This window comes from Mesorhizobium sp. WSM1293 (assembly GCF_000513875.1).
Lineage (GTDB): Bacteria > Pseudomonadota > Alphaproteobacteria > Rhizobiales > Rhizobiaceae > Mesorhizobium > Mesorhizobium ciceri.
The window spans coordinates 43,108-66,835 of the sequence record NZ_AZUV01000028.1 but is presented as its reverse complement, the minus strand read 5'-3'; the positions used below and the strand labels follow the sequence as shown (position 1 = coordinate 66,835).

24 protein-coding genes are annotated in these 23,728 nt (G+C 64.5%); 16 read left to right on the top strand and 8 right to left on the bottom strand.

All coding sequences use genetic code 11. The features are described 5' to 3' along the window. The first annotated feature begins 504 nt into the window (after positions 1 to 504). A complete protein-coding gene (locus M729_RS0126310; RefSeq protein ID WP_027163351.1) occupies positions 505 to 2,613 on the top strand; it encodes a molybdopterin oxidoreductase family protein in 2,109 nt (702 codons plus the stop codon). A gap of 26 nt (positions 2,614 to 2,639) precedes the next feature. On the opposite strand, the gene M729_RS0126305 is transcribed toward M729_RS0126310, so the two are convergent. Together M729_RS0126305 and M729_RS0126300 are read right to left on the bottom strand one after the other, a co-directional pair. Then, positions 2,640 to 3,782, bottom strand: a complete 1,143-nt coding sequence (locus tag M729_RS0126305; protein ID WP_027163350.1) for an NAD(P)/FAD-dependent oxidoreductase — start codon at positions 3,780 to 3,782, stop codon at positions 2,640 to 2,642. An 81-nt stretch (positions 3,783 to 3,863) separates the two neighbouring features. Then, complete coding sequence (locus M729_RS0126300) at positions 3,864 to 4,343, bottom strand: Lrp/AsnC family transcriptional regulator (RefSeq protein ID WP_027163349.1); 480 nt, start codon at positions 4,341 to 4,343, stop codon at positions 3,864 to 3,866. A 104-nt stretch (positions 4,344 to 4,447) separates the two neighbouring features. Between M729_RS0126300 and M729_RS0126295 the strand changes: the two genes are divergently transcribed. The 9 genes from M729_RS0126295 (at position 4,448) to M729_RS0126255 (ending at position 14,704) form a co-directional block, all read left to right on the top strand. Beyond that, entirely contained in the window at positions 4,448 to 5,656 is a 1,209-nt protein-coding gene (locus M729_RS0126295; protein ID WP_027163348.1) for a diaminopropionate ammonia-lyase, read from the top strand. Continuing rightward, the gene (locus M729_RS0126290) at positions 5,653 to 6,879 is read left to right on the top strand and encodes a Zn-dependent hydrolase (RefSeq protein ID WP_024504282.1); all 1,227 of its coding nucleotides are present in this window, start codon (positions 5,653 to 5,655) and stop codon (positions 6,877 to 6,879) included. The genes M729_RS0126295 and M729_RS0126290 overlap by 4 nt, the downstream gene beginning before the upstream one ends. A gap of 33 nt (positions 6,880 to 6,912) precedes the next feature. Next, positions 6,913 to 8,079 carry a M20 aminoacylase family protein gene (locus M729_RS0126285; RefSeq protein ID WP_027163347.1) on the top strand — a complete coding sequence of 389 codons (1,167 nt, stop codon included), beginning with the start codon at positions 6,913 to 6,915 and terminating at the stop codon, positions 8,077 to 8,079. A gap of 393 nt (positions 8,080 to 8,472) precedes the next feature. Beyond that, positions 8,473 to 8,646 carry a hypothetical protein gene (locus M729_RS1000000137735; protein ID WP_013532459.1) on the top strand — a complete coding sequence of 58 codons (174 nt, stop codon included), beginning with the start codon at positions 8,473 to 8,475 and terminating at the stop codon, positions 8,644 to 8,646. 97 nt (positions 8,647 to 8,743) lie between these two features. Beyond that, on the top strand, positions 8,744 to 10,837 hold the full coding sequence (locus M729_RS0126275) for an ATP-dependent helicase (RefSeq protein ID WP_027163346.1): 2,094 nt from the start codon (positions 8,744 to 8,746) through the stop codon (positions 10,835 to 10,837). A gap of 8 nt (positions 10,838 to 10,845) precedes the next feature. Beyond that, complete coding sequence (gene dapB, locus M729_RS0126270) at positions 10,846 to 11,625, top strand: 4-hydroxy-tetrahydrodipicolinate reductase (protein WP_027163345.1); 780 nt, start codon at positions 10,846 to 10,848, stop codon at positions 11,623 to 11,625. 176 nt (positions 11,626 to 11,801) lie between these two features. Continuing rightward, complete coding sequence (locus M729_RS0126265) at positions 11,802 to 12,815, top strand: ABC transporter substrate-binding protein (protein ID WP_027163344.1); 1,014 nt, start codon at positions 11,802 to 11,804, stop codon at positions 12,813 to 12,815. 142 nt (positions 12,816 to 12,957) lie between these two features. Then, positions 12,958 to 13,812 (top strand): ABC transporter ATP-binding protein, encoded by an 855-nt coding sequence (locus tag M729_RS0126260; protein ID WP_013532455.1) that lies wholly within the window; start codon positions 12,958 to 12,960, stop codon positions 13,810 to 13,812. A 13-nt stretch (positions 13,813 to 13,825) separates the two neighbouring features. Next, positions 13,826 to 14,704 (top strand): ABC transporter permease, encoded by an 879-nt coding sequence (locus tag M729_RS0126255; RefSeq protein WP_013532454.1) that lies wholly within the window; start codon positions 13,826 to 13,828, stop codon positions 14,702 to 14,704. Between the two features lie 28 nt (positions 14,705 to 14,732). Here M729_RS0126255 and M729_RS0126250 read toward each other — a convergent pair whose 3' ends face one another. Then, positions 14,733 to 16,085, bottom strand: coding sequence for a sensor histidine kinase (locus M729_RS0126250; protein ID WP_027163343.1), 1,353 nt, complete (start codon positions 16,083 to 16,085; stop codon positions 14,733 to 14,735). A 13-nt stretch (positions 16,086 to 16,098) separates the two neighbouring features. Next, positions 16,099 to 16,776 carry a response regulator gene (locus tag M729_RS0126245; RefSeq protein WP_024504276.1) on the bottom strand — a complete coding sequence of 226 codons (678 nt, stop codon included), beginning with the start codon at positions 16,774 to 16,776 and terminating at the stop codon, positions 16,099 to 16,101. Between the two features lie 465 nt (positions 16,777 to 17,241). Between M729_RS0126245 and M729_RS0126240 the strand changes: the two genes are divergently transcribed. From M729_RS0126240 to M729_RS0126230, 3 genes are all read left to right on the top strand, one after another. Beyond that, positions 17,242 to 17,445: a DUF680 domain-containing protein gene (locus M729_RS0126240; RefSeq protein WP_027163342.1), complete on the top strand. Its 204-nt coding sequence runs from the start codon at positions 17,242 to 17,244 to the stop codon at positions 17,443 to 17,445. Positions 17,446 to 17,492: 47 nt separating this feature from the next. Beyond that, the gene (locus tag M729_RS0126235) at positions 17,493 to 17,720 is read left to right on the top strand and encodes a DUF680 domain-containing protein (protein WP_013532449.1); all 228 of its coding nucleotides are present in this window, start codon (positions 17,493 to 17,495) and stop codon (positions 17,718 to 17,720) included. Between the two features lie 414 nt (positions 17,721 to 18,134). Beyond that, positions 18,135 to 18,368, top strand: a complete 234-nt coding sequence (locus M729_RS0126230; protein ID WP_013532448.1) for a DUF680 domain-containing protein — start codon at positions 18,135 to 18,137, stop codon at positions 18,366 to 18,368. Positions 18,369 to 18,419: 51 nt separating this feature from the next. Here the strand turns inward: M729_RS0126230 and M729_RS0126225 are convergent, their stop codons facing one another. From M729_RS0126225 to purM, 3 genes are read right to left on the bottom strand one after another with little or no spacing between them, the layout of a single operon-like run. Beyond that, a complete protein-coding gene (locus M729_RS0126225; RefSeq protein WP_013532447.1) occupies positions 18,420 to 18,950 on the bottom strand; it encodes a histidine phosphatase family protein in 531 nt (176 codons plus the stop codon). A 13-nt stretch (positions 18,951 to 18,963) separates the two neighbouring features. Next, the gene (gene purN, locus M729_RS0126220; RefSeq protein WP_013532446.1) at positions 18,964 to 19,677 is read right to left on the bottom strand and encodes a phosphoribosylglycinamide formyltransferase; all 714 of its coding nucleotides are present in this window, start codon (positions 19,675 to 19,677) and stop codon (positions 18,964 to 18,966) included. Next, positions 19,674 to 20,753, bottom strand: a complete 1,080-nt coding sequence (gene purM, locus M729_RS0126215) for a phosphoribosylformylglycinamidine cyclo-ligase (RefSeq protein WP_027163341.1) — start codon at positions 20,751 to 20,753, stop codon at positions 19,674 to 19,676. The genes purN and purM overlap by 4 nt, the downstream gene beginning before the upstream one ends. A gap of 237 nt (positions 20,754 to 20,990) precedes the next feature. Between purM and M729_RS0126210 the strand changes: the two genes are divergently transcribed. The 3 genes from M729_RS0126210 to hdaA are packed head-to-tail and all read left to right on the top strand — an operon-like array spanning position 20,991 to position 23,428. Continuing rightward, the gene (locus M729_RS0126210; RefSeq protein ID WP_027163340.1) at positions 20,991 to 21,518 is read left to right on the top strand and encodes a CDP-alcohol phosphatidyltransferase family protein; all 528 of its coding nucleotides are present in this window, start codon (positions 20,991 to 20,993) and stop codon (positions 21,516 to 21,518) included. A 1-nt stretch (position 21,519) separates the two neighbouring features. After that, entirely contained in the window at positions 21,520 to 22,722 is a 1,203-nt protein-coding gene (locus M729_RS0126205) for an AI-2E family transporter (protein ID WP_013532443.1), read from the top strand. A gap of 1 nt (position 22,723) precedes the next feature. Continuing rightward, the gene (hdaA, locus tag M729_RS0126200; RefSeq protein ID WP_013532442.1) at positions 22,724 to 23,428 is read left to right on the top strand and encodes a DnaA regulatory inactivator HdaA; all 705 of its coding nucleotides are present in this window, start codon (positions 22,724 to 22,726) and stop codon (positions 23,426 to 23,428) included. Positions 23,429 to 23,443: 15 nt separating this feature from the next. Here the strand turns inward: hdaA and M729_RS0126195 are convergent, their stop codons facing one another. Next, positions 23,444 to 23,725, bottom strand: a complete 282-nt coding sequence (locus tag M729_RS0126195; RefSeq protein ID WP_013532441.1) for a hypothetical protein — start codon at positions 23,723 to 23,725, stop codon at positions 23,444 to 23,446. Between the last annotated feature and the right edge of the window lie 3 nt (positions 23,726 to 23,728).

Here is a 23,728-nt window from a genome sequence, read left to right as displayed (position 1 = left end):
GCCGTGCGGATGATCTCGTGCTTGCTCACGTGGCGATTGCGAAACAGGCGCGTGAACGCAACCTTCTCGGCGCGCGTGTCGGCCAGCCGGCGCATGCCCGCGCTGACACGCGCAAACATGCGCTCCAGAACCATGCTCCCCTTTTTTGCAGGCGCAGGTCGCCGAAGTATCCAAGCAGCAAAGCCATCGTCGTAGCCTCCAGAACAATGGCAGCTACAGAATCANATGCGNTTCAAACACTTCAAGCCATTTTCCGGCGTCGCTTCTTCACGCTTGACCACAGCACGAAGCAAATGTGTGCGCACGCTAGCCCACAGGGGAGAAGGTGTCGCCGAAGGCGACAGATGAGGGGTGTTCCAGGAAACGCCAACGTCTCACTCCGCTGGAACACCCCTCATCCGTCTCGGCGCTGCGCCGATCCACCTTCTCCCACAAGAACAAGGGGAGAAGGGAAGGCCCTATCTGGCCCTACACGCCGCATTCGAAACCCGCTAGACATGCCCCATGAACCAGCACGCCAAGCTCAGAATCGGCCATTCCGCCTGTCCGCATGATTGCCCGTCGACCTGTGCGCTCGAGGTCGAACTGCTCGACGGCAATCGGATCGGCCGCGTCCATGGCGCCAAGTCCAATAGCTACACCGCCGGCGTCGTCTGCGCCAAGGTTGCGCGTTATGCCGACCGCGTCCACCATCCCGACCGTTTGCTGAAGCCGCTGATCCGCGCCGGCGCTAAGGGCGACGGCACCTGGAAGGAAGCGAGCTGGGAGGCCGCGCTCGACCTCGTCGCCGAAAAGTTCATTGCAGCCGAGGAGAGGTACGGCTCGGAGACGATCTGGCCCTACTACTATGCCGGCACGATGGGGCTGGTGCAGCGCGACGGCATCGACCGGCTGCGCCACGCGAAAAAGTATTCCGGCTTCTTCGGGTCGATCTGCACCAATCTCGCCTGGACGGGCTGGATGATGGGGGCCGGCGCCTTGCGCGGGCCGGACCCGCGCGAGATGGCGAAATCCGATTGCGTGGTGATCTGGGGCACCAATGCGGTGGTGACCCAAGTCAACGTCATGACCCACGCCATCAAGGCGCGCAAGGAGCGCGGCGCCAAGATCGTCGTCATCGACGTCTACGAAAACGCGACGATGAAGCAGGCCGATCTTGGCCTTGTGCTGAAGCCAGGCACCGATGGCGCGCTGGCCTGCGCGGTCATGCATGTGCTGTTCAAGGAGGGCATGGCCGACCGCGCCTATCTCTCGAAATACACCGACGACCCGAGAGGGCTGGAAGCGCATCTCGAGACGCGCACTCCGGCGTGGGCGGCCGGGATCACGGGCCTGACGGTTGCCGAGATCGAGGCCTTCGCCCGCCTCGTCGGCACGACCAAGAAGACCTATTTCCGCCTCGGCTATGGTTTTGCACGCCAGCGCAATGGCGCCGTCAACATGCATGCCGCCTCGTGCATCGCGGCTGTCACCGGCAGCTGGCAATATGAGGGCGGCGGCGCCTTCCATTCCAATTCCGGCATCTTCAAGCTCAACCAGGATGTGCTCGAAGGCACCAGGATGCGCGATCCCTCGATCCGCTATCTCGACCATTCGCGCATCGGCCCGGTGCTGACCGGTGCCAGCGATGCGCTCTATGGTGGCCCGCCGGTGACGGCGATGCTGATCCAGAACACCAATCCGGTGAATGTCGCGCCGGAGCAGCGGCTGGTGACGCAAGGCTTCCTGCGCGACGACCTGTTTACCTGCGTGCACGAGCAGTTCATGACCGACACGGCCAAGCTTGCCGACGTCGTATTGCCGGCCACGATGTTCCTCGAGCACGACGATGTCTACAAGGGCGGCGGCAACCAGCACATCACGCTTGGCCCCAAGCTGATCGAGCCGCCGGAGGGACCGCGCACCAACCATTTCGTCATCGAGCAATTGGCTGATCGCCTCGGTGTCGCCGACCGTCCGGGTTTCGGCCTGACCGAGCAGCAGCATATCGACATCATCCTGGGCAAGCGCGGGCTGGGCAGTTTCGAAAGCTTGAAGCAAGACAAATGGGTCGACCTGCAGCCGGATTTCGAGGCAGCACACTTCATCAACGGATTTGGCCACGCGGATGGAAAATTCCGCTTCCGCGCCGACTGGACCGGGCAGGCGGCGCCCAACCGGCCGCCCAAAAGCATGGGCCTGTTCGGCCCGGTGGCGCGGCTGCCGGAATTCCCCGACCATGTCGACCTGATCGAGGTCGCCGACGAAGCCCACCCGTTCCGGCTGACGACGTCGCCGGCGCGCAACTTCCTCAATTCGACATTCTCGGAAACACCGGTGTCGAAAGCCAGGGAGGGCCGCCCGGAACTGCTTCTACATCGCGACGATGCCGCGGCACTTGGGCTGGCCGATGGCGACCGTGTCGAGGTTGGCAACCAGCGCGGCGAAGTCGTGCTGCATGCAAAACTGTTCGACGGCATCAAGCGTGGCGTGGTGATCGCCGAAGGCATCTGGCCAAACAGCGCCCATGAGCGCGGCGAGGGCATCAACGTTTTGACCGGCGCCGACGCGCCTGCACCCTATGGGGGTGCTGCCTTCCACGACAACAAGGTCTGGCTGCGCGCGGCAAGGTGAGAGAACTCAGATGCTCTCGCGTCAAATTATACCGGCAGGGCTTCGGCCACCTTCTTTCGGTTTCGCCTAAGACTGATGTCGTCGGCGATCTGCTCGGCCTCGATCGAGATTTCGCGCAGCAATCCGGTGACCGGATTGTGAAAGCCGATGAGATAGAGGCCAAGCTCTGAAGCCCTCGCATTGACGCCGCTGCGCTCTGGCTGAACGCCGGGCTCCAGCAATTTGGCGTAGCCGGGCCGGAAGCCGGTGGCGAAGATGATCGCATCGAACTCGCCATGCCTGCCGTCGGCAAAACGGGCGCCCTGTTCGGTGATCTCGGCAATGTCGGGTACGATCTTGATCGCACCTTCGCGGATCTTGCGCACCGTGCCGATATCGATCGTCGGAATGCGGGACGCCTCGCTGATCTGCTGCAGCATTCCTTGCTTGGGCCGCTTGAGCCCGTACTTCTCCAGCCTGCCCAACGCCAGATCGAGGATGATGGGGAACAAGGCATCGTTGATGCGCTGCGGCATCAGGCGCGCCGCCATGCCGATCATCTGGATGGGCACGCCAAGCAGTTCGCGCGGTACGATATGAACGCCGCCGCGCACCGAAATCGTCGGCCGCGCACCGCCTTCCACCAGATCGAGCGCAATCTCGGCGCCGGTATTGCCCATGCCGACGATCAGCACCGACTGACCGGCGAAAGGCATTGCGTTGCGATAGTCGGCGCTATGCAGCTTTCGGCCCTTGAAGGTATCGGCGCCGGCAAATCCGGGCATCAGCGGCTCTGCGTTGTTGCCAGATGCAATCACAACGTTTGGAGCATGCAAGGGACCGGTCGTCGTATCCACGAGCCAGCTTCTGCCCCGCCGGGTGATCGCCCGCACTGTTTCTCCAAATCGCGGCCGCAGATCGAAACGTTGCGCATAGGCATCGAGATAGTCGACGAAGAGATCGCGCGGCACATAACGCGGATAGTCCCTGGGAAAGGGCGCGAAGGGCAGCGAGGAAAAGCGCTTGGCCGTGTGCAAATGGACGCGCTCATAGTGGCGTCGCCAGGCGGGTGCGGCCTGCTGCTCCTTTTCCAGCAGGACGAAATCCTGCCCGCTCTGCCGCAGGCACGCGGCAATGGCCAGGCCCGCCGGCCCGGCACCGATGATCGCAACTGGGGTGGTGTCGTCCAAGCGCGCCTCCGCGGCAGAATTCACAGCCCGAGAATGTCAAAAACATGGTGGGAAAGTAAAGGCCTGCCGCGCGACAAATATTTAGACAGGCAAAGGCACCGTCAACCCTACCTTGACCCGGTCCATGGCAACGAACGTGCGGAATTTGCGGACATTGTTGCTGTCGAAGAACAGTTTTCGCGTCAGCGCCTCATAGGCGCCCATGTCGGCCACTGTGATGACCAGGATGAAGTCGGCCTCGCCGGTGACGTAATAGCATTGCTGGACCTCGGGGGTCGCCGAGAACTGCCGCTTGGCCGCGTCGATCAGTTCGGCGCGTTCGCTCTCGAGTTCCACCTCGACGAAGATGGTGATGGGTTGGCCGACCGCTGCCGGCTCGACGACCGCGACATTGCCGGCAATAACGCCGGTCTGCTCCATGCGCTTGATGCGGCGCTGCACCGCCGGCGCCGACAGGTTCACCGCCTCGCCGATCAACCGCTGCGGCGTCGTGTTGTCGCGCTGCAGGATGGCAAGGATGGCAAGATCGAAACTGTCGAGCGAGGGCGGCAATACAGGCAATGGAGAGACCCCTGGCGAAACAAACTTGCATTTGGGAGGCCATATTACAGCGCTCTTTGCGTTGCTCCTGCAATATGTTCTCGCTGACCCAACGGGACCGGCCAATGTTCCTGCTCAACCGCAACGCATCGCACCGCCGGCCGCTCGATCCGATCGATGCCGAAACCCTTGGCGTGGCCGGAGCCGACACGGTCGAGCGTTTTCTCAGCCACCGCGACAATCACCGGATGACGTCGCTGCATGCACTGCCGGCGCTCGCCAGCGAATTCGGACTGGGCGCCATCCATATCAAGGATGAGGGCTTTCGCCTCGGCCTCGGCAGCTTCAAGGCGCTTGGCGGCGCCTATGCCGTCTTCCGCCTGATGCTGGAGGAGGCCGGCAGTCGCCTTGGCCGGCCCGTCGACATGGCCGATCTCGATCGGCCTGATGTGCGGGCGGTCGCCGCGGCGATGACATTTGCCTGTGCGACCGACGGCAACCATGGCCGCTCCGTCGCGCAAGGCGCGCAACTCGTCGGCGCGCGGGCGGCGATCTTCGTCCACGCCGGGGTCAGCGAGGAGCGCATCGCGGCGATCGCCTGCTATGGCGCCGAGATGATCCGCGTCCACGGCAATTATGACGATTCGGTCAGGCAAGCTGCCCAGGTTTCGGCCGACAAGGACTGGACCGTGGTCTCCGACACCTCGTGGCCGGGCTATGAGCGCATTCCCGGCCTGGTCATGCAGGGCTATACCGCGATCGTACGCGAAGCCTTGCGCCAACTCCCTCGGACGCCGACCCACGTCTTCGTGCAGGCCGGTGTCGGCGGCATTGCCGCCGCGCTGGCCGGTCATCTGGCCACCGTGCTCGGTGACGCCAGGCCGACCTTCATCGTGGTCGAGCCGGCGCGTGCCGCTTGTGTTTTCGCAGCCGCCCAGGTCGGGCGCCCGGTCAAGGTCGCGCACGGCCAGCCGACGGTGATGGCCATGCTTGAATGTTACGAAGCCTCGCCGGTCGCCTGGCGGGTGCTGGCGCGGGCCGCCGACGCCTTCATGACGGTGGATGAGGACGAGGCCATCGCGGTGATGCGGCGGCTGGCCTGGCCGGCCGGCGGTGACCCGGTGATCGTCGCCGGCGAAAGCGGTGGTGTCGGCCTTGCCGGGCTGATCCGGGCGGTGGCCGACAACCGGGCCGATCTTGAACTCGACGGCAAATCGCGGGTGCTGGTGATCAACACCGAAGGCGCCACCGACCCGCATCGCTACGCCGAACTGGTTGGCATGAGCCCGACCGATGTGCTGGAAGGCAAGATGACAGCCGAGGCAACGGCATGATCGCCATCGATGCGCAGCGCCTGCTCGGCCGCATCCGCGAACTCGGCGCTGTTGGCCGGGATGGCGAGGGCAGGCTGACCCGGCTGGCCGCCTCAGACACCGACAGGCAGGGCCGCGACCTCTTCGTCGGCTGGCTTCGGCAGGCCGGGCTCGATGTCGCCATCGACCGGGTCGGCAACATTTTCGGCATCTGGCAAAACCCGGAAATTACCGGGCAAGCGCCGCTGCTCATCGGCTCGCACATCGATACCGTCATCGATGCCGGCATTTATGACGGCTGCTACGGGGTGCTTGCCGGGCTGGAAGTGATCGAGACGCTCAAGGCGACAGGCTTTTCGCCGTCGCGCCCGGTCGCGGTCGCCGCTTTCACCAATGAGGAGGGCGTACGCTACACACCCGACATGATGGGCTCGCTGGTCCACGCCGGCGGCATCGATGCCGAAACGGTGCTGGCGGCCGTTGGCACCGACGGCAGCGTGCTCGGGCAGGAGCTTGCCCGCATCGGCTATGCCGGCGACCGGGAGCCCGGCTTCCTCACGCCGCACGCCTATCTCGAACTGCATATTGAGCAAGGGCCGGTGCTGGAGCGCGAAGGCTTGCCGGTCGGCGCGGTGGAGAATCTGCAAGGCATCTCCTGGCAGCGCATCACCATCGACGGCGTCGCCAACCATGCCGGCACCACGCCGATGTCGATGCGCAACGATGCCGGCCACGCCGCCGCCCGGGTCATCACCTTCCTGCTCGACCGGACCAAAGCCTCGAACGCGCCGACCGTCGCCACCGTCGGCACGATCCGCTTCGAGCCGAATGCCATCAATGTCATCCCTTCGCGCGCGGTCTTCACCGTCGATCTGCGCGATCCCGACGAACAGCGCCTGCAGGCGGCGGAAGCGGCGCTTGCCGCCTATCTCGAGCAGCTTGCCGCCGCTGAGAACGTGACGGTTTCGGTCGAGCAACTGGCCCGCTTCGAACCGGTGATCTTCGACCTGCGCATCGTCGAACAAATCGAGGCCGCCGCGAAACGCCGTGGCCTCGGGGTCAGGCGCATGACATCAGGCGCCGGCCACGATGCGCAGATGCTGGCGCGTATCGCGCCTGCGGCGATGATCTTCGTGCCGAGCGTTGGCGGCATCAGTCACAGTCCGCGCGAACACACCGACGACGCCGAGCTTGTTGCCGGCGCCAACATCCTGCTTGATGTGGCCGCGCAACTGGCAAAGTAGGTCAGAAGGGGCAGAAGCAGAAGGGGCAGAAGAATGTCTGAACTCGATCGCGACGCGCTGAAGCAGGAGATGATTTTCTGGCGGCGCGATCTGCATGCACACCCGGAATTCGGCTTCGAGGAGAAGCGCACCGCCGCCTTCGTCGCCGCCAAACTGCGCGAATTTGGGTTGGACGATGTCACCGAAGGCGTCGGCGGCACCGGTGTCGTCGGCACGCTGAAGCGCGGCAGCGGCAACCGGGCGATTGCGCTGAGGGCCGACATGGATGCGCTGCGCATATCAGAACAATCGGACGCATCTTACCGGTCCGGCAATCCCGGCATCATGCATGCCTGCGGCCATGACGGCCACACCACCATGCTGCTCGGCGCGGCAAAGCTGCTGGCCGGTGAGGGCGGTTTCGACGGCATCGTGCGCTTCGTCTTCCAGCCGGCCGAGGAATGGGGCAGGGGCGCGCTCGCCATGCTCGACGATGGGCTGATGCAGCGCTTTCCCTTCGACGAGATATTTGGCCTGCACAACATGCCCGGCCTGCCGATCGGGCATTTCGAGACCCGTGCCGGACCCATAATGTCGGCCGAGGACAACTTCGAGATCGTGCTCAAGGGGCTCGGCGGCCATGCCGCGCGGCCGCATGCGGGCAACGAAACGCTGGTCGCCGCCTGCGCGCTGGTAACCAATCTGCAGACCATCGTCTCGCGCCGGCTGAGTCCGGCCGACATATCCGTGGTTTCGGTGACCGAGCTGATCACCGACGGCACCCGCAACGCTCTGCCCGGTCTTGCCCGCATCCTCGGCGATGCGCGCAGCTTCCGTCCCGAGGTCAGCGCCGAGATCGAGCGGCAGATGCGCATTATCGCCGAGGGCATCGCCGCCGCCTACAATGTCACCGCCGAGGTCAAGTACAGCAGGGAGTTCGTGCCGCTGCGCAACGATGCCGAACTGGTCGATGCCGCATTCGCCGCCGCCAGAGGCGTCTTCGAACCCGGCAACATCGCCGTCGCCCGCGAGCCGATGACCGCCTCCGAGGATTTCGCCCGCTTCCTCGACCATGTGCCGGGCTGCTTCGCCTTCCTCGGCAATGGCGAGGGTTCGGCGCCGCTGCACAATTCCAGCTACGACTTCGACGATGAGGGGCTGTTGTTCGGCACGAATTTCCATGTCGCGCTGGTCAGGCAAAGGCTCGCGGCCGGGAGATGATCGCGGCGTCACGATTGTCAAACATGCGTATCGCGAGCCGGATATGGTAGAGTCGCGGGCAGATACGCTGTTAACAAAAACAATGTTCCGATGACGCAAGGGAAAGACTCAGCTAGCCTTACCTGTGCGGCGGACCTAATTATCCGCTTGGCCGGCGCTTCACTCCTCCCAAGCGGCGCCGGCCTTCTTCTCCAAAAGTTCGTCCGGGACGCCACAGCGGGTTGCGGCAGCACGCGAGCCTCGCAAAGGCCAAGTTCCGCCTCCGGTTGCCTCGAGAATGCATCGGGAGCGCCGGCGAAACCGCCCTCCATCTTCGACAGCGCGCGTGGACGATTGGCAAGGGAACCAAAGGCTGTTTCTACGGTTGGTTCTGCTCCAAAGGAGTGTTGCACCATGTTCCGTCTGCTCGTCGCCGGCGCCTTCGCCTATGTCACTTATCGCATCGCCAGGAAGATGGTCGAAAACGTGCCCGATACGGTCGACCCGCTGCTGTTGCCGCCGTCGCAACCCGATCGCGAGACCTTGCGACGGCAGTCGGCCGACATGGGTGTCGATCCGCAACGCTAGCCGCGATCCCTTCTCTTCAGACCGGCCCCAGTCCTGCGTGGGTTAGGTGTGCCCGTATCGATGTTGCGAACAAAGCAGAAACGATGCTTGATGGGCGATGAACCTCGCCACCGCTGATTCGACCTTTCGGGAACCGACCGTCCAGCCTGCCTATCTCGCGCGGCTGAACGATGCCCAGCGCCAGGCCGTCGAGCACGGCGCCGGTCAGATTGCCGGCCCGTTGCTGGTCATTGCCGGCGCCGGATCTGGCAAGACCAACACGCTGGCGCATCGCGTCGCTCATCTGATCGTCAAGGGCGCCGACCCGCGCCGCATCCTGCTGATGACGTTTTCGCGCCGCGCCGCATCCGAAATGGCCAGGCGCGTCGAGCGTATTGCCGGCGAGGTGCTCGGCCGCGATGCAGCCGTCATCACCGATGCGCTGACCTGGGCCGGCACCTTTCACGGCATCGGCGCGCGGCTGTTGCGCGACTATGCGCTGGAGATCGGCCTCGACCCGGCCTTCACCATCCATGACCGCGAGGATTCCGCGGACCTGATGAACCTGGTCCGCCACGAGCTCGGCTTCTCGAAGACGGAAGCGCGCTTCCCCACCAAGGGCACCTGCCTTGCCATCTATTCGCGCGCCGTCAACGCGCAGGCGCCGCTCAACGAGGTGTTGGGTTCCGCCTTTCCCTGGTGCGCCGGCTGGGCGGAGCAGCTGAAAGAATTGTTCGCCGGTTATGTCGAGGCCAAGCAGGCGCAAAACGTGCTCGATTACGACGATTTGCTGCTCTACTGGGCGCAGATGGCGGCGGAGCCCGAGATAGCAGCGCATCTGGGCGGGCGTTTCGACCATGTGCTGGTCGACGAATACCAGGACACAAATCGCCTGCAGGCTTCGATCCTCATGGCGCTGAAACCCGACGGCGCCGGGCTGACGGTGGTGGGCGACGATGCGCAATCGATCTATTCGTTCCGCGCCGCCGAGGTTCGCAACATCCTCGACTTCCCCAATCAGTTCGCGCAAGCCGCCGACGTGGTGATGCTGGAGCGCAATTACCGCTCGACCGAGACCATTCTTGCTGCCGCCAATGCGGTGATCGGCGAAGCCTCGGAGCGCTTCACCAAAAACCTGTGGTCGGAGCGCAAATCCAGCGACAGGCCAAAACTGGTGACCGTGCGCGACGAAGTCGAGCAGGCCAATTTCGTCTGCGACACCATCCTGGCCGAGCGCGAGGCGGGCACAGCGCTGAAATCCCAGGCGGTGCTGTTTCGCACCTCGCATCACAGCGGGCCGCTGGAGATCGAACTGACGCGGCGCAACATTCCCTTCGTCAAATTCGGAGGCCTGAAGTTTCTCGATGCCGCCCATGTCAAGGATGTGCTGGCGGTGCTGCGCTTTGCCGAAAATCCGCGCGACCGTGTCGCCGGTTTTCGCGTATTGCAACTCTTGCCTGGCATCGGCCCTTCGGCCGCCGCGCAGATCGTCGAGACCATGACGACGGCGCTGGACGAGGCCATGGGGCTGGCCGGCTGGCGTCCGCCGCAACGCGCGGCGGACGACTGGCCTGGCTTCGTCGCGCTCTATTCCGGCCTGCGCGCCGGCGCCAGATGGCCGGCCGACCTCGAACAGATCAGGCTGTGGTACGAGCCGCATCTGGAACGCATCCACGAGGACGCGACGACGCGCCGGGCCGACCTGTTGCAACTTGAGCAGATCGGCTCGGGCTATGCCTCGCGCGAGCGCTTCCTGACCGAACTGACGCTCGATCCGCCGGACGCCACCAGCGACCAGGCTGGGCCGCCGCATCGCGACGAGGATTATCTGATCCTGTCGACCATCCACTCGGCCAAGGGCCAGGAGTGGAAAAATGTCTTCGTGCTCAACACCGTCGATGGCTGCATCCCGGCCGATCTCGGCGTCGGCACCAAGGAGGACATCGAGGAGGAGCGCCGGCTGCTCTATGTCGCGATGACACGGGCCAAGGACAATCTCAACCTGGTCATGCCGCAGCGTTTCTTTCCACATGGCCAGGCGGCGCGCGGCGACCGCCATCTCTATGCCTCGCGCACCCGTTTCATCCCGGCCTCGATCCTCGCCGCGTTCGAACAGATGTCGTGGCCAAGCGCGCTGGCCGCGCAGGGCAGGGCGGCCCGGCCGGAGGTGCGCGTCGACATTGGCGCCCGTATGCGCGGCATGTGGAAATAGCCGAGGCCATGCCGCAGCCGCCGATCAGGATCGCCATCGCCGGCGCGCTCGGCCGCATGGGCCGCCAGATGACGGACGCCGTGCGGGTCGATCCACGGCTGGCGCTCGCTGCGCGGTTCCATCGGCCCGGCGCTGTCGGCGATGGGCTGGTGAGCCGCGACGAGGCGCTTGCCGTGGCCGACGTGGTCATCGACTTCACCACGCCGGCTGCATCGGCCGACCTGGCCAGGATTTGCGCCGAGCGCGGCGGGCCGGCCCTGGTCATAGGCTCTACGGGCTTCGATGCTTCTGAATTGGCTGCGATCGCCGACGCCGCGAAAACAACTGCCATCGTGCGCTCCGGCAGCTTTTCACTCGGGCTCAACATGCTGATCGGACTGGTCGAGCAGGCGGCGCGGGCACTCGACCCCGATGACTGGGACGTGGAGATTGTCGAGGCGCATCATCGCCACAAGGTCGATGCGCCATCGGGAACGGCGTTGATGCTGGGGCATGCCGCAGCCGGCGGACGCGGCATCGATCTGGAGACGGTCGCAAGGCGTGCACGCGATGGCGCCATTGGCGCGCGGCCTCCCGGTGAGATCGGCTTCGCGGTGGTGCGTGGCGGCAGCATCGTCGGAGAGCACGGCGTCAGCTTCTGCACCGAGGGCGAACTTGTAACCCTGTCGCATGCGGCCGGCGACCGCATCATGTTCGCCCGTGGTGCTATTGCCGCCGCGCTCTGGGTGGCGGGGCGCCAACCCGGCGAATACGACATGCGCGACGTTCTCGGTTTCGGCGCTCCGTGACCGGCAGCCACAACGGATTCCATTTCAACGGCCGCTAAAACGACTGAAAGCCAGCTGAAAGCTTGGGCGTGCCATGAAGTCATTGCGGCGTTCGCCGTGTGACCGGTGCGGGAGCGGCCGGTAAGGAGGAATGCGGCGCAGCCGGGATGGCGCGCCGCCCAAGTGGAGGAAGTTTCGTGACCGGTTTCATCTCGAAGTGCGCCCTGCGCACAGCGGCGCTAACCCTTGCTATTGCAGCCACAAGCGCCACGGTGGCTTCGGCTGCCGACAAAATCACCATCATCGTCGGCGGCATGGAAAAGCAGATCTATCTGCCTGCCGTGCTCACCCAGCAGCTCGGCTACTTCAAGGACCAGGGGCTCGATGTCGAACTGCTCAACTCGCGCGCCGGGGTCGAGGCCGAAAATGAACTGCTGGCCGGTGCCGTCCAAGGCGTTGTCGGCTTCTACGATCACACCGTCGACCTGCAGTCGAAGGGCAAATACATCCAGTCGATCGTCCAGTTCAGCCAAGCGCCTGGTGAGGTCGAGCTGGTCTCCGCCAAGCACCCGGAGATCAAGTCGCCCGCCGATTTCAAGGGCGCCACGCTCGGCGTCACCGGTCTCGGCTCCTCGACCGATTTCCTGACCCAGTATCTTGCCGTGCGCAGCGGCCTGAAGCCCGGCGACTACACGCTGCTGCCGGTCGGCGCCGGCAACACCTTCATCGCCGCCGTCAAGCAGGACCAGATCCAGGCCGGCATGACCACCGAGCCGACCATCGCCAAACTGCTCAAGACCGGCGAGGCAAGCATCCTGGTCGACATGCGCACGCCCGAAAAGACCAAGGAAGCGCTGGGCGGCGACTATCCGGCGGCGTCCTTCTATGTCCAGTCCTCCTGGCTGGAAGGCCACAAGGATGAGGCACAGAAGCTCGCCAATGCCTTCGTCAAGACGATGAAATTCATCGCCACGCATTCGGCCGAAGAGATCGCCGACAAGATGCCGAAGGATTATTATGCCGGCAACCGGGACCTTTACGTGCAGGGGCTGGCCGGCGGCAAGGCGATGTTCACGCCGGATGGCCGCATGCCGGCCGATGGTCCGCCGACCGTGCTCAAGGTTCTCTCGACATTCTCGAAGAGCCTGCAAGGCAAGCAGATCGACCTGTCGAAGACCTACACGACCGAATTCGTCGACGCCGCCAAATAGCGGCGCCAGCCTACCACTCGTTGAATAACAAGGACTTGCGCCGGCTGCTTGAACCAAGAAGGCAGCGGCGCGGCCTCCCGAACACCTGGAGATCCGTGGCATTGCCGCGGGCTCCCTTGCCCCATTGCGACAGGAGTGCGCCATGCAAGTGCAACCCATGGCGGCCGAGAAGCTGTCTCAGGCCGCGCCACAAGCCGACGCCGCGATCGCCATCGATGATGTGACCTTGCGTTTCGTCACGCCCGACGGGCACATGATGACGGCGATCCGCGATTTCACGATGACCGTGGCGCGCGGCGAGTTCGCCTGCGTCGTCGGGCCGACCGGCTGCGGCAAGTCGACGACGCTCAACCTGGTCACCGGCCTGTTGCGGCCGACGACCGGCAATGTCCGCGTCATGGGCACGCCGGTCACCGATATCAGCCGGGACATCGGCTTTGTCTTCCAGGCGGATGCGCTGTTTCCCTGGCGCAGTGTCATCGACAATGTCGCCGCCGGTCCACTTTATCGCGGCACGCCAAAGGCGCAGGCCTACGACCGCGCCCGCGACTGGATCGCCCGCGTCGGCCTCGGCCGCTTCGAGAAGCACTATCCGCACCAGCTTTCGGGCGGCATGCGCAAGCGCGTCGCGCTGGCGCAGACCTTCATCAACCAGCCCAAGATCCTTTTGATGGACGAGCCGTTCAGCGCGCTCGACATGCAGACGCGCACCGCCATGCAGGACGAATTGCTGGATCTGTGGTCGGAGCAGAAATCCTCGGTTGTCTTCGTCACCCACGACCTAGAGGAGGCGGTGGCGCTGGCCGACAAGGTCTATGTGCTCACCGCTGGGCCGGGCACGGTCAAGAGCGTCTACCGCATCGACCTGCCGCGCCCGCGCGTCATGGCCGACATCCGCTACGACCCGAACTTCGTCGAGATCGCCAAGGTGATCTGGAACGATCTGCGCGAGGAAGTGCAGCTCGGCCAGAGCCGGACCTTGCAGACCGGACATTGAAAGGAGAAACAGCATGACCGCAATCTCTCCGACCGCCAACCAGGCCGCCGTCCGCGATGCTTCCATCGCCGTTGCCGAAGCCCGGGCGAGGGCAAGGCTGCGCCGCCGCCACGCGCTTGTCATCTCCTTGCGCCTGGCGATCCTGGTCGTCTTCCTTGGCCTGTGGGAACTCGGCGCCGACTACAACATCATCGACCCGTTCTTCTTCGCCAGCCCTTCTGGCATCTGGCAGCAGATCTGGTCGTGGATCACCGAAGGCACCTCGCAAGGCCCACTCTGGCTGCAGATCTACGTGACGCTGGAGGAAACCTTCCTCGGCTTTGTCATCGGTGCCCTTGGCGGCATCGCCGCCGGCATCATCCTCGGCCGCAATCGGCTGTTGGCGGATGTCTTTTCGATCTACATCAAGATCGCCAATTCGGTGCCGCGCGTCGTGCTCGGCTCGGTGTTCATCATCGCGCTCGGCCTCGGCATGGCGTCCAAGGTGGCGCTTGCCGTGGTGATGGTGTTCTTCGTTGTTTTCGCCAACGCCTTCCAGGGTGTGCGCGAGGCCGACAGGGCAATGATCGCCAATGCCCAGATCCTTGGCGCCTCGCCGTTCCAGATCACCCGCACCGTCATCATTCCTTCGGCGATGAGCTGGATCCTCGCCAGCCTGCATGTCAGCTTCGGCTTCGCGCTGGTCGGCGCGGTGGTCGGCGAGTTCCTCGGCGCCAAGCAAGGCATGGGCCTGCTGATCTCGACCGCGCAGGGCGCCTTCAACGCCAATGGCGTGTTCGCCGCGATGATCATCCTGGCTGTCATGGCGCTGGTGGTGGAGTTCATCATCACCCGCTTCGAGAACTATGTCGTGAAGTGGCGGCCGGCGCCGTTCAACGAGCAGGGAACGTGATCGGTCAGACCAGGGGCAGCCTGACCGGTCAGGCCAGCGGCAGCCTGACCTCAACCAACAGACCGCCGGCCGCGCCATCCCCAAGGGTGACGCGGCCGCCGGCATTTTCGACGACCTCGCGTACAATGGCGAGTCCCAGCCCGCTGCCTTCCTCGGTCGAACCGGCAATACGGTAGAAGCGCTCGAAGACATGGTCTCGCTCGTCCGCCGGAATGCCAGGCCCGTCGTCGGCGACCGTCAGCACGGCTTCGCCGTCGATGGCCGCCAGCTTCACCGTGACACTGCCCTCAGCCCGGGAGTAGCGCAGCGCGTTGTCGACGAGGTTGACGACCATCTCGCGCAGCATGGTGCCGTCGCCGATGACCGGAACGGGGCCAGCCTCCTCGAGGCCGAGATCTATTTTGCGATCGATGGCCGTTGGCGCCAGGGTTTCCAGCACGTGCCGGGCGGCTTCCGCCAGGTCAATGCGGTCGGCGCGCGGCCGCCGGCTGCCTGGCTCGGCGCGTGACAGGGTCAAGAGCTGTTCGGCCAGCCGCGCCAGTTTACCGGAACTCGCCTGCAGCGCCACCAGCGCCTCCTGGCGGGCATCGGCGGCACTTTCGCGAAGCGCATAGCTTGCCTGTGTCGACAGCAGCGCCAGGGGCGTGCGCAGCTGGTGCGCCGCATTGGCGATGAAGCGGCGTTGCGCCGCCATCTGCGCCCGCACGCGCTCCATGTAGGCGTTGAGGGCGTCGATCAGCGGGCGGATCTCGCTTTGCGCACCGGGCACTTCGACGGGGTCAAGGTCGCTGCGGTTTGGCGAGCGTACCGCATCGCGCAGCCGGATCAACGGCGCCAGGCCGCGACGCAAGCCGAGCAGCACGAACACGCCGGCAATCGCCACCAGCGCCAGTTGCTGGGCAAAGGCGCTGAACCAAAGCTGTTTGACCATGGCGTCATGGCCGGCAAGGGTGACGCCCACGGTGACTGATATTGGCGAGTCGTTGCCGGCGCCGATCACCGCATGGCCAAGGGTCAGGAGCCGCAGCTGGTGATCGCGGTAGGCGGCCTCGACACTGGCATGCTGCGGCGCTTCGGGCAGGTCGGGATATCCGGTCAGCAGCCGCCCGCCGGCTGTCTCGACGCGATAGTAGACGCTGTCGCGGTCGCCGGTGTCGAACATCTCGATCGCCGCCGGGGGCACCGTGGCATCGAGCACGCCGTCGACCATGGCGACCTGCTCGGCAATCGCCCGCGCCGATCCGACGAGCATCCGGTCGGCGACCAGGTCCGCGGTCGCCAGTGCGTTGCGCTGGCTGGTCCACAGGTTGATGGTCGCGAGCCCGGCAAGCGGCAGCACCACCCATGCCAGCAATTGCAGGCGGAGGCTGTTGATCCTCATGGCGCCAGGATCGTCACGGCGCCAAATCGTCTTGGCGCAAGAGGTAGCCGAGACCACGCAGTGTGGCGATCTGGACCCGCGACCCTTCGAGCTTCTTGCGCACGCGGTGCACGTAGATCTCGATGGCGCTGGGATCGGCGTCGGTCTCGAAATCGTAGATCGCGGCCGACAATGCCGCCTTGCTCACCGTGCGTCCGGCCTTGACCATCAATTGCTCAAGCACGGCATGCTCGCGCGGTGTCAGCGCCAGCGCCTCGCCGGCAAGCGAAAACAGCCGCGTGTTGGTGTCGAAGACGAGATCACCGCAGGCAACGACCGGCGCGGTGCGGTCATTGGCACGGCGCAATTGCGCGCGGATTCGTGCTTCGAGCTCTTCGATCTGGAAGGGCTTGGCCAGATAGTCGTCGGCGCCTTCATTGAGCCCTTTGACCCGACCGTCGAGACTGGCATTGGCGGTCAGCACGATCACCGGCACCCGGTTGCCGCGCGTCCGCAACATTCGCAGCACCTCCAGCCCGCTCATGCGCGGCAGTGCAAGGTCGAGGATGACAAGCGCGTGGTCACCGGCGGCGAGCGCGTGTTCGACATCCTCGCCATCATGGACGATGTCGACGACATAGTTCGCCTGACGCAGGGTCTTGCCCAGCCAATCCGCCAGCTCGCGATTGTCTTCTACAAGCAGCAACCGCATTTCTATCGCTGTCCTGGGGTGCAGGTCACCCGGATTTCCGCCCACTTCTTCAACTGGCGCCGCCAAGTCGCGCCCGATTGATGATCGTGCACAAGCGATAATCTCGATCCAACCGCAAGGCAAATGGAGGAGATCCAGAAGTTCAGATGGTGCGCAATCGCTTCAAACCGAACCGTTCAGTTCGATTTCTGTTGACGCACTGTGTAGCAGATGGTGAACGCCGGCCTGGCGAGTGGTCGCGCCTGGTGATGGGCGTTATCGATTAACCGTCTGATTTCAAACAGTTAAATTATGACCGCCGAGACCCTGTGTCAAATTTCAAGGCCTGGATTCGAGCCGCGGGGGAACATCTTCGTGATTGGAATCCGCGGCAGGGCGAGCCCATCTCGGGGTGGTCCGAGCGACGCGAAATTCCTCCCAAGGGCACGCCACTAGACGGACATGACAAATACTGGAGTAATTAAAATGACCAAGATCGCTCTTACCGCCGCCGCCATCCTCGTTGCCACGGGCACTGCTTTTGCCGGCAGCGACAATTATGGCTCGGCCAACGCCAATCAGCCTGCCGTCACCGTCGACCAGTCGGCCACTGCTTCGATCTCCAAGTCGACGCTGACCGTCCGGGCCCCCGCTTCGCAGGGCGCTGACCGCAACCTCTTCGGCCGCTAATCGCGACTGCCGATATCGACCCAACCTTGAACTCAGGAGTAATTGAAATGACCAAGATCGCTCTTACCGCTGCCGCCATCCTCGTTGCCACGGGCACCGCTTTTGCCGGCAGCGACAACTACGGCTCTTACAATGCCAACCAGCCTGTTGCGAACCAGTCCGTGTCCGACATCGACACCACGCACACCGGCTCGATCCCGAAGTCCGTAAAGACGCAGGGTGATGCCAATGCCAACGTGCCGGCTCAGTCGGGCCAGGGCATCTGGGGTCGTTGATTTCTGAAGTCTGCGACCACAAAGAGCGGTGGGCTTTGCCCGCCGCTCTTGTTTTTTATGCATGAGCAGGATTTCGGCCGACGGCATCGGTGTCGGAGCGCCGATCGTAAATCGAACCAGCTGGTTCAATTTATGTTGACGAATCGTGAACGGATGGCGAGCGCTGGCTCGATGAACCGCCGCATCATGCGTCAGGCATGCTCCTTATAAGCGTCTGAGATAAATTGATAAAACAGGGTGAGCTCAATCCCTTGGCCGACGTTCGAGGTCCCGATGCCGCGCGTGAGGGAACGTCTTCGTGATTGGAAGTCGGCGCACGAAAAACCCAGATCGAGGCTGTCCGAGCGACGCGAAATTTCCTCCCCAGGGGCACGCCACTAGACGGACAGAATCAGGAATACCGGAGTAAATAGAATGAACAGGATCGCTCTTGCCGCCGCCGCCATCCTCGTTGCCACTGGTGCCGCTTTTGCCGGCAGCGACAACTATGGTTCGGACAATGTCAATCAGCCGGCCGTCACCTCGCACGCGGTCAATGTCGACCACAGCTACACGGCTTCGACCCACAGGCAGGTCAAGCACCGCGACCTCACGCTGACGCCCGATTCGGTCCAGCCGGAATCCGGTCAGGGCAACTGGGGAAACTGACGGCTCAAGCGGATGTGCGGCGGGCTTGACCCGCCGCACCTGCCATGGACACTAGCCCAGGTCCTTCGGCCGCGGGCCCAGGTCCTTGGGCCGCAAGCAATGTGTCAGCCGGGCGGGGGACACGACGGACCAATCGCCTTTGAAGACCACCCGGGCGAGGGCTCCCGTCGGGAATTTTTCCTCAAGTCTTGCGATCGCCTTGGCGTCCGACCCCGGCCCGGCAAGCTGTCTGGCCAACTGCTCCAGGCCCGGATTGTGGCCAATTACCAGCAAGCTGCCGCTCGAAGCGTCGGTTTGACCAATCTGGCTCAGAATGTCCGCCGCTGAAGCATCGTACAGCGCCTTGAGGAATGCGACCTGGGGCGGGACGGGCAATTCCGCCGCCACAAGCCGCCAGGTGTCGCGGGTGCGCAGCGCCGCCGACACCAGCGCCAGGTCCGGCAGCCAGCCGCGCGTCGCAAGCTCGCGCCCCATCAACCGGGCTGCCTTCACTCCGCGTTCGGCCAAGGGCCGGTCGAAATCATCGAGATCAGGGTCGTCCCAGCTGGATTTGGCGTGACGAAGCAGGAGAAGCTGTTTCATCGCCGCTCTAAGCTCAAGGCGTGATGCGCGCCAGATGCTCGAGGTCGGCTTCCTCGCGCAGCGGATCCGGGGCCATCACCACCGAGGTGCCGTTGTCGGCATCGTCGGCAAAGTGGGCAAGCACGGTGCGGCCGGACTCCATGCGCGCCTTGCCTTCGGCGACCAGCCCCAGCGCCAGCGGATAGAGCCGGTGTTCAGTCTTCAGCACGCGGGCTGCCAATGTATCGGCGGTGTCGCCGACCATCACCGGCACGGCTGCCTGTGCGATGATCGGGCCGTCATCCATCTCGGAGGTGACGAAGTGCACGGTGCAGCCATGGATGCGGATGCCGGCGGCCAGCGCGCGCGCATGGGTGTCGAGCCCCTTGAAGGCCGGCAGCAGGGCAGGGTGGATATTGATCATGCGGCCCTGCCATTTCTGGACGAAGCCGGGGCTGAGGATGCGCATATAGCCGGCCAGCGCCACGATCTCGGCGTTGAAGGCGGTAAGGGCCGCGTCGATGGCGGCGTCATGCGCCTGCTTGCTGCCGTGGTCGGCACGCGAGACGACCTGCGTGGCGATGCCGCGCGCCCTGGCGATGCCGAGCCCGGCGGCATCCGCCTTATCGGAAATGACACCGACGATCTCGGCCGGGAACGACGGGTCGCTGGCCGCGGCAATCAGCGCGGTCATGTTGGAGCCGCGTCCCGAGATCAGGACAACGGTGCGTTTCCTCTGCGCGCTCATAGGCCGATCGAGCCCCGATAGATGACGCCTGCGTCGCGGCGCGGCACGATGCGGCCGATCGGCGTCACCGTCTCGCCGGCCTCCTGTAGCACGGCCGCGACCTGCGCTGCCTGGCCGGACGCGACCGCCAGGATCATGCCGATGCCGCAATTGAAGGTGCGCATCATTTCTTCCGGCGCCACGCCGCCGGTCTTGGCCAGCCACGAAAACACGGGAGGAACGTCGATCGCCTCGAGGTCGAGCTCGGCCGAAAAATCCTTGGGCAGCACGCGTGGAATGTTTTCCGGGAAGCCGCCGCCGGTGATGTGGGCGAGCGCCTTGATACCATGCGTGTTGCGGATCGCCTTGAGAATCGACTTGACGTAGATGCGGGTCGGCTCGAGCAGTGCTTCGGCCAGAGTGGCCTCGTCGTTGAACGGTGCCGGATCGCTCCACGACAGGCCGCTGACGGCGACGATGCGGCGCACCAGCGAATAGCCGTTCGAGTGCAGGCCGGAGGAAGCCAGGCCCAGCAGCACGTCGCCTTCGACAATGTCATCGGTGGGCAGCAATTGGCCGCGTTCGGCGGCACCCACCGCAAAGCCGGCGAGATCGTAGTCGTTGCCGTGATACATGCCGGGCATCTCGGCGGTCTCGCCGCCGATCAGCGCGCAGCCGGCCTGGCGGCAGCCCTCGGCAATGCCGCCGACGATCGCGGCACCCTGGTCGGGATCGAGCTTGCCGGTGGCGAAATAGTCGAGGAAGAACAGCGGTTCGGCGCCTTGCACGACGATGTCGTTGACGCACATGGCGACGAGGTCGATGCCGATCGTGTCGTGCTTGCCGGCATCGATGGCGATCTTGAGCTTGGTGCCGACGCCGTCATTGGCCGCCACCAGCACCGGATCGGTAAACCCGGCCGCCTTGAGGTCGAACAGGCCGCCGAAACCGCCGATCTCGCCATCGGCGCCCGGCCGGCGCGTCGCGCGCACCAGCGGCTTGATCTTCTCGACCATGAGATTGCCGGCATCGATATCGACACCGGCCTCGGCATAGGTGAGCCCGTTCTTGCGCTTGTTCACGTTGCGCTTGCTCATTTCTGGTGCCCGTTCAGCAATTTTCCTTGTCGCGGGCTCTTCGCATGAACGGTTTCTGTCCGCAAGGATAACGGCCATCTCGGCCTACAAAACCGTGGACAGCGCGCACGTACAGGCGCTCGTGATTGGCGAAAGCCAAGCTGAAGGCCTTCCCGTGCGGGGAGATCGGCAGCTCCTCCCTTGTTGCCACCCGCCATCTTCATCATCTATCTCCGACCAAGAGGAGGTGCCAGGCATTTGACCATCCCCAACCTGATCACCATCCTGCGCCTTGTCCTGGTGCCGGCGGTGGTGCTGGCGATGCTGCAGGCGCGCTGGGACTGGGCTTTTGCCGGGTTCCTCGTCGCCGGCATTTCCGACGGCGTCGATGGCTTCATCGCCCGCCGTTTCAATCAGCAGTCCACGCTCGGCGCCTATCTCGATCCGGTCGCCGACAAGCTGCTGCTGGTTTCGGTGTTCGTGGTCATGGGCCTCATCGGGCAATTGCCGCTGTGGCTGGTCGTCACCATGGTGTCGCGCGACGCGTTGATCGTCTGCGCGGTTTTGCTGTCCGCCGTCATGGCCCATCCGGTCGAGATGAAACCGCTTTTCGTGTCGAAGGCCAACACCGCCATCCAGATCGTGCTGGCGGCGGTTGTGCTGGGTGAGCTTGCCCTGTCGGTTCATCTCGACCCGCTGAGGCCGGTTCTCATATTGCTGTCCGGGGTCTTGACCGTGGCTTCGGCCGCAGCCTATCTCGTGACTTGGCTGAGGCACATGAGCTGACATGACGAAGGCTCCACTCCGGACATCCGAGACAGAAGCGGCGGCGATCGAGGCCGCGGCCGCCGACATCGCCGCGTCCGCGACCTTTCGCCGCCAGATCTTCTTCTGGCTGGCCGGCGCCGCGCTGCTGGCGCTTTTCCTCTATGTCTTCAGCGCCATCCTGCTGCCCTTCGTCGCCGGCATGGTGCTTGCCTATTTCCTCGATCCCGTTGCCGACCGGCTGCAGCGGCTCGGCCTGTCGCGTTTCATGGCGACGGTGGTCATCCTCATCACCTTCCTCATCGTGCTGGTCCTGGCCTTTGTCATCCTCATTCCGGTTCTGGCCACGCAGATGGCCGATTTCGCCGGCAAATTGCCGGAATATCTGACCCGGCTGCAAAGCCTGATCACCTCGTTCGATCCGAAATGGCTGGAGCAGAAGTTCGGCGTCAACGCCAATAGCTTGCGCGACGGGCTGAATTCGCTGCTGACCTCCGGCTTCGGTTTTGTCACCACCGTCTTCACCTCGCTGTGGAGTTCCGGCATGGCGCTGGTTTCTGTGGTCAGCCTGTTCGTGGTGACACCGGTGGTCGCCTTCTACATGCTGCTCGACTGGGACCGCATGGTGGCGGTCATCGACGGCTGGGTGCCACGCGACAACGTCCAGACCGTGCGCGCCATCGCACGGGACATCAACACCGCCACGGCAGGCTTCGTGCGTGGCCAGGGCACGCTGTGCCTGGTGCTGGGCGCCATGTATGCCACCGGGCTGACGCTGACCGGACTGAACTTCGGCATCCTCATCGGCCTGTTCGCCGGGCTGATTTCCTTCATCCCCTATGTCGGCTCGCTGACCGGGCTGGTGCTGGCCGTGGGCGTCGCCTTCGTCCAGTTCTGGCCGGACTGGACGATGATCGTCGCGGTCGCGGTCGTCTTCTTCATCGGCCAGTTCATCGAGGGCAACATCCTGCAGCCGCGGCTGGTCGGCAAGAGCGTCGGCCTGCACCCGGTATGGCTGATGTTTTCGCTGTTTGCCTTCGGCGCGCTGTTCGGCTTCGTCGGCTTGTTGATCGCGGTGCCGGCTTCGGCCGCCGTCGCCGTGCTGGTGCGGTTCGCAATAGCCCGCTATCTCGAATCGCCGCTCTACAAGGGTCGCGGCGCGGCACCTGTGCCGCAGCTTCCGGCCGATCGCGGCGGCGGCCACCGCACGCAACCGCGTCGCTGAAGTGACTGCCCAGCCAACCGACCCGCCGCGCCAGTTGCCGCTCGACCTCGGCCATGGCACGGGCTATTCGCGTGACGAACTCGTCGTCTCCGGCACCAACAACCAGGCGGTTGCGCTGGTCGACCGCTGGCCGGACTGGCCATCGCCGGTGGTGGTGCTGGCCGGTCCCGCGGGTTCTGGCAAGACGCATCTGGCCTCGATCTGGCGCGCGCGTGCCAATGCGGCGGCGGTCGACGCCAGGCGCATCGGCGACAGCATCGCCAATCTCGGCGCGCGGCCGGCGCTGATCGACGATGTCGATACCGGGACGGTTGACGAACAAGGCCTGTTCCATCTGATCAATGCGGTGCGTGGTGCCGGCTCGCAACTGCTTCTGACGGCGCGCCGCTTTCCCTCGGCCTGGGGTGTTGGCCTGCCTGATCTTGCCTCGCGGCTGAAGGCGGCTGCGACAGTCGAAATTCATGAGCCCGACGATCTCCTGCTGGCAGGCGTCATCACAAAACTCTTCGCCGACCGTCAGATCGAGGTCGAACCGCATGTCGTGCAATATCTGGTCCGCCGCATCGAGCGCTCGCTGGCGACAGCGATGCGCGTGGTGGAGCGGCTCGACCGGACCGCGCTCGAACGCAAGACGCCGATCACCAGGGCGCTGGCAGCCGAAACCGTCAGTGCCATGGATGAAGGGCAGGGCGAGTTCGAGATCTAGCCTAAGAGGCCGGTCTCAGAGCCACATTCTGGCGAAATGACGGACTGCGAGATAGACGGCAGAGTGAGCGGCGATATAGCCGGCGGCGACCAGCACAAACATCCCGATACTGACACGCCAGGAGCGGGAGACCACGGCGCCCGGGGCCTGCCTCGCCTGTCTGCGGCTTTCACGGTTGTTCCACATCGCCAGTGCGGCGCAGGCAATTGCCCACGTCACCATGACCGGAACCGTTATGCCGGCGTAGGCAAAGTAGGCCGGTCCGAAAAGCGACACCCAGGCATCGATTCCAAGCATCTG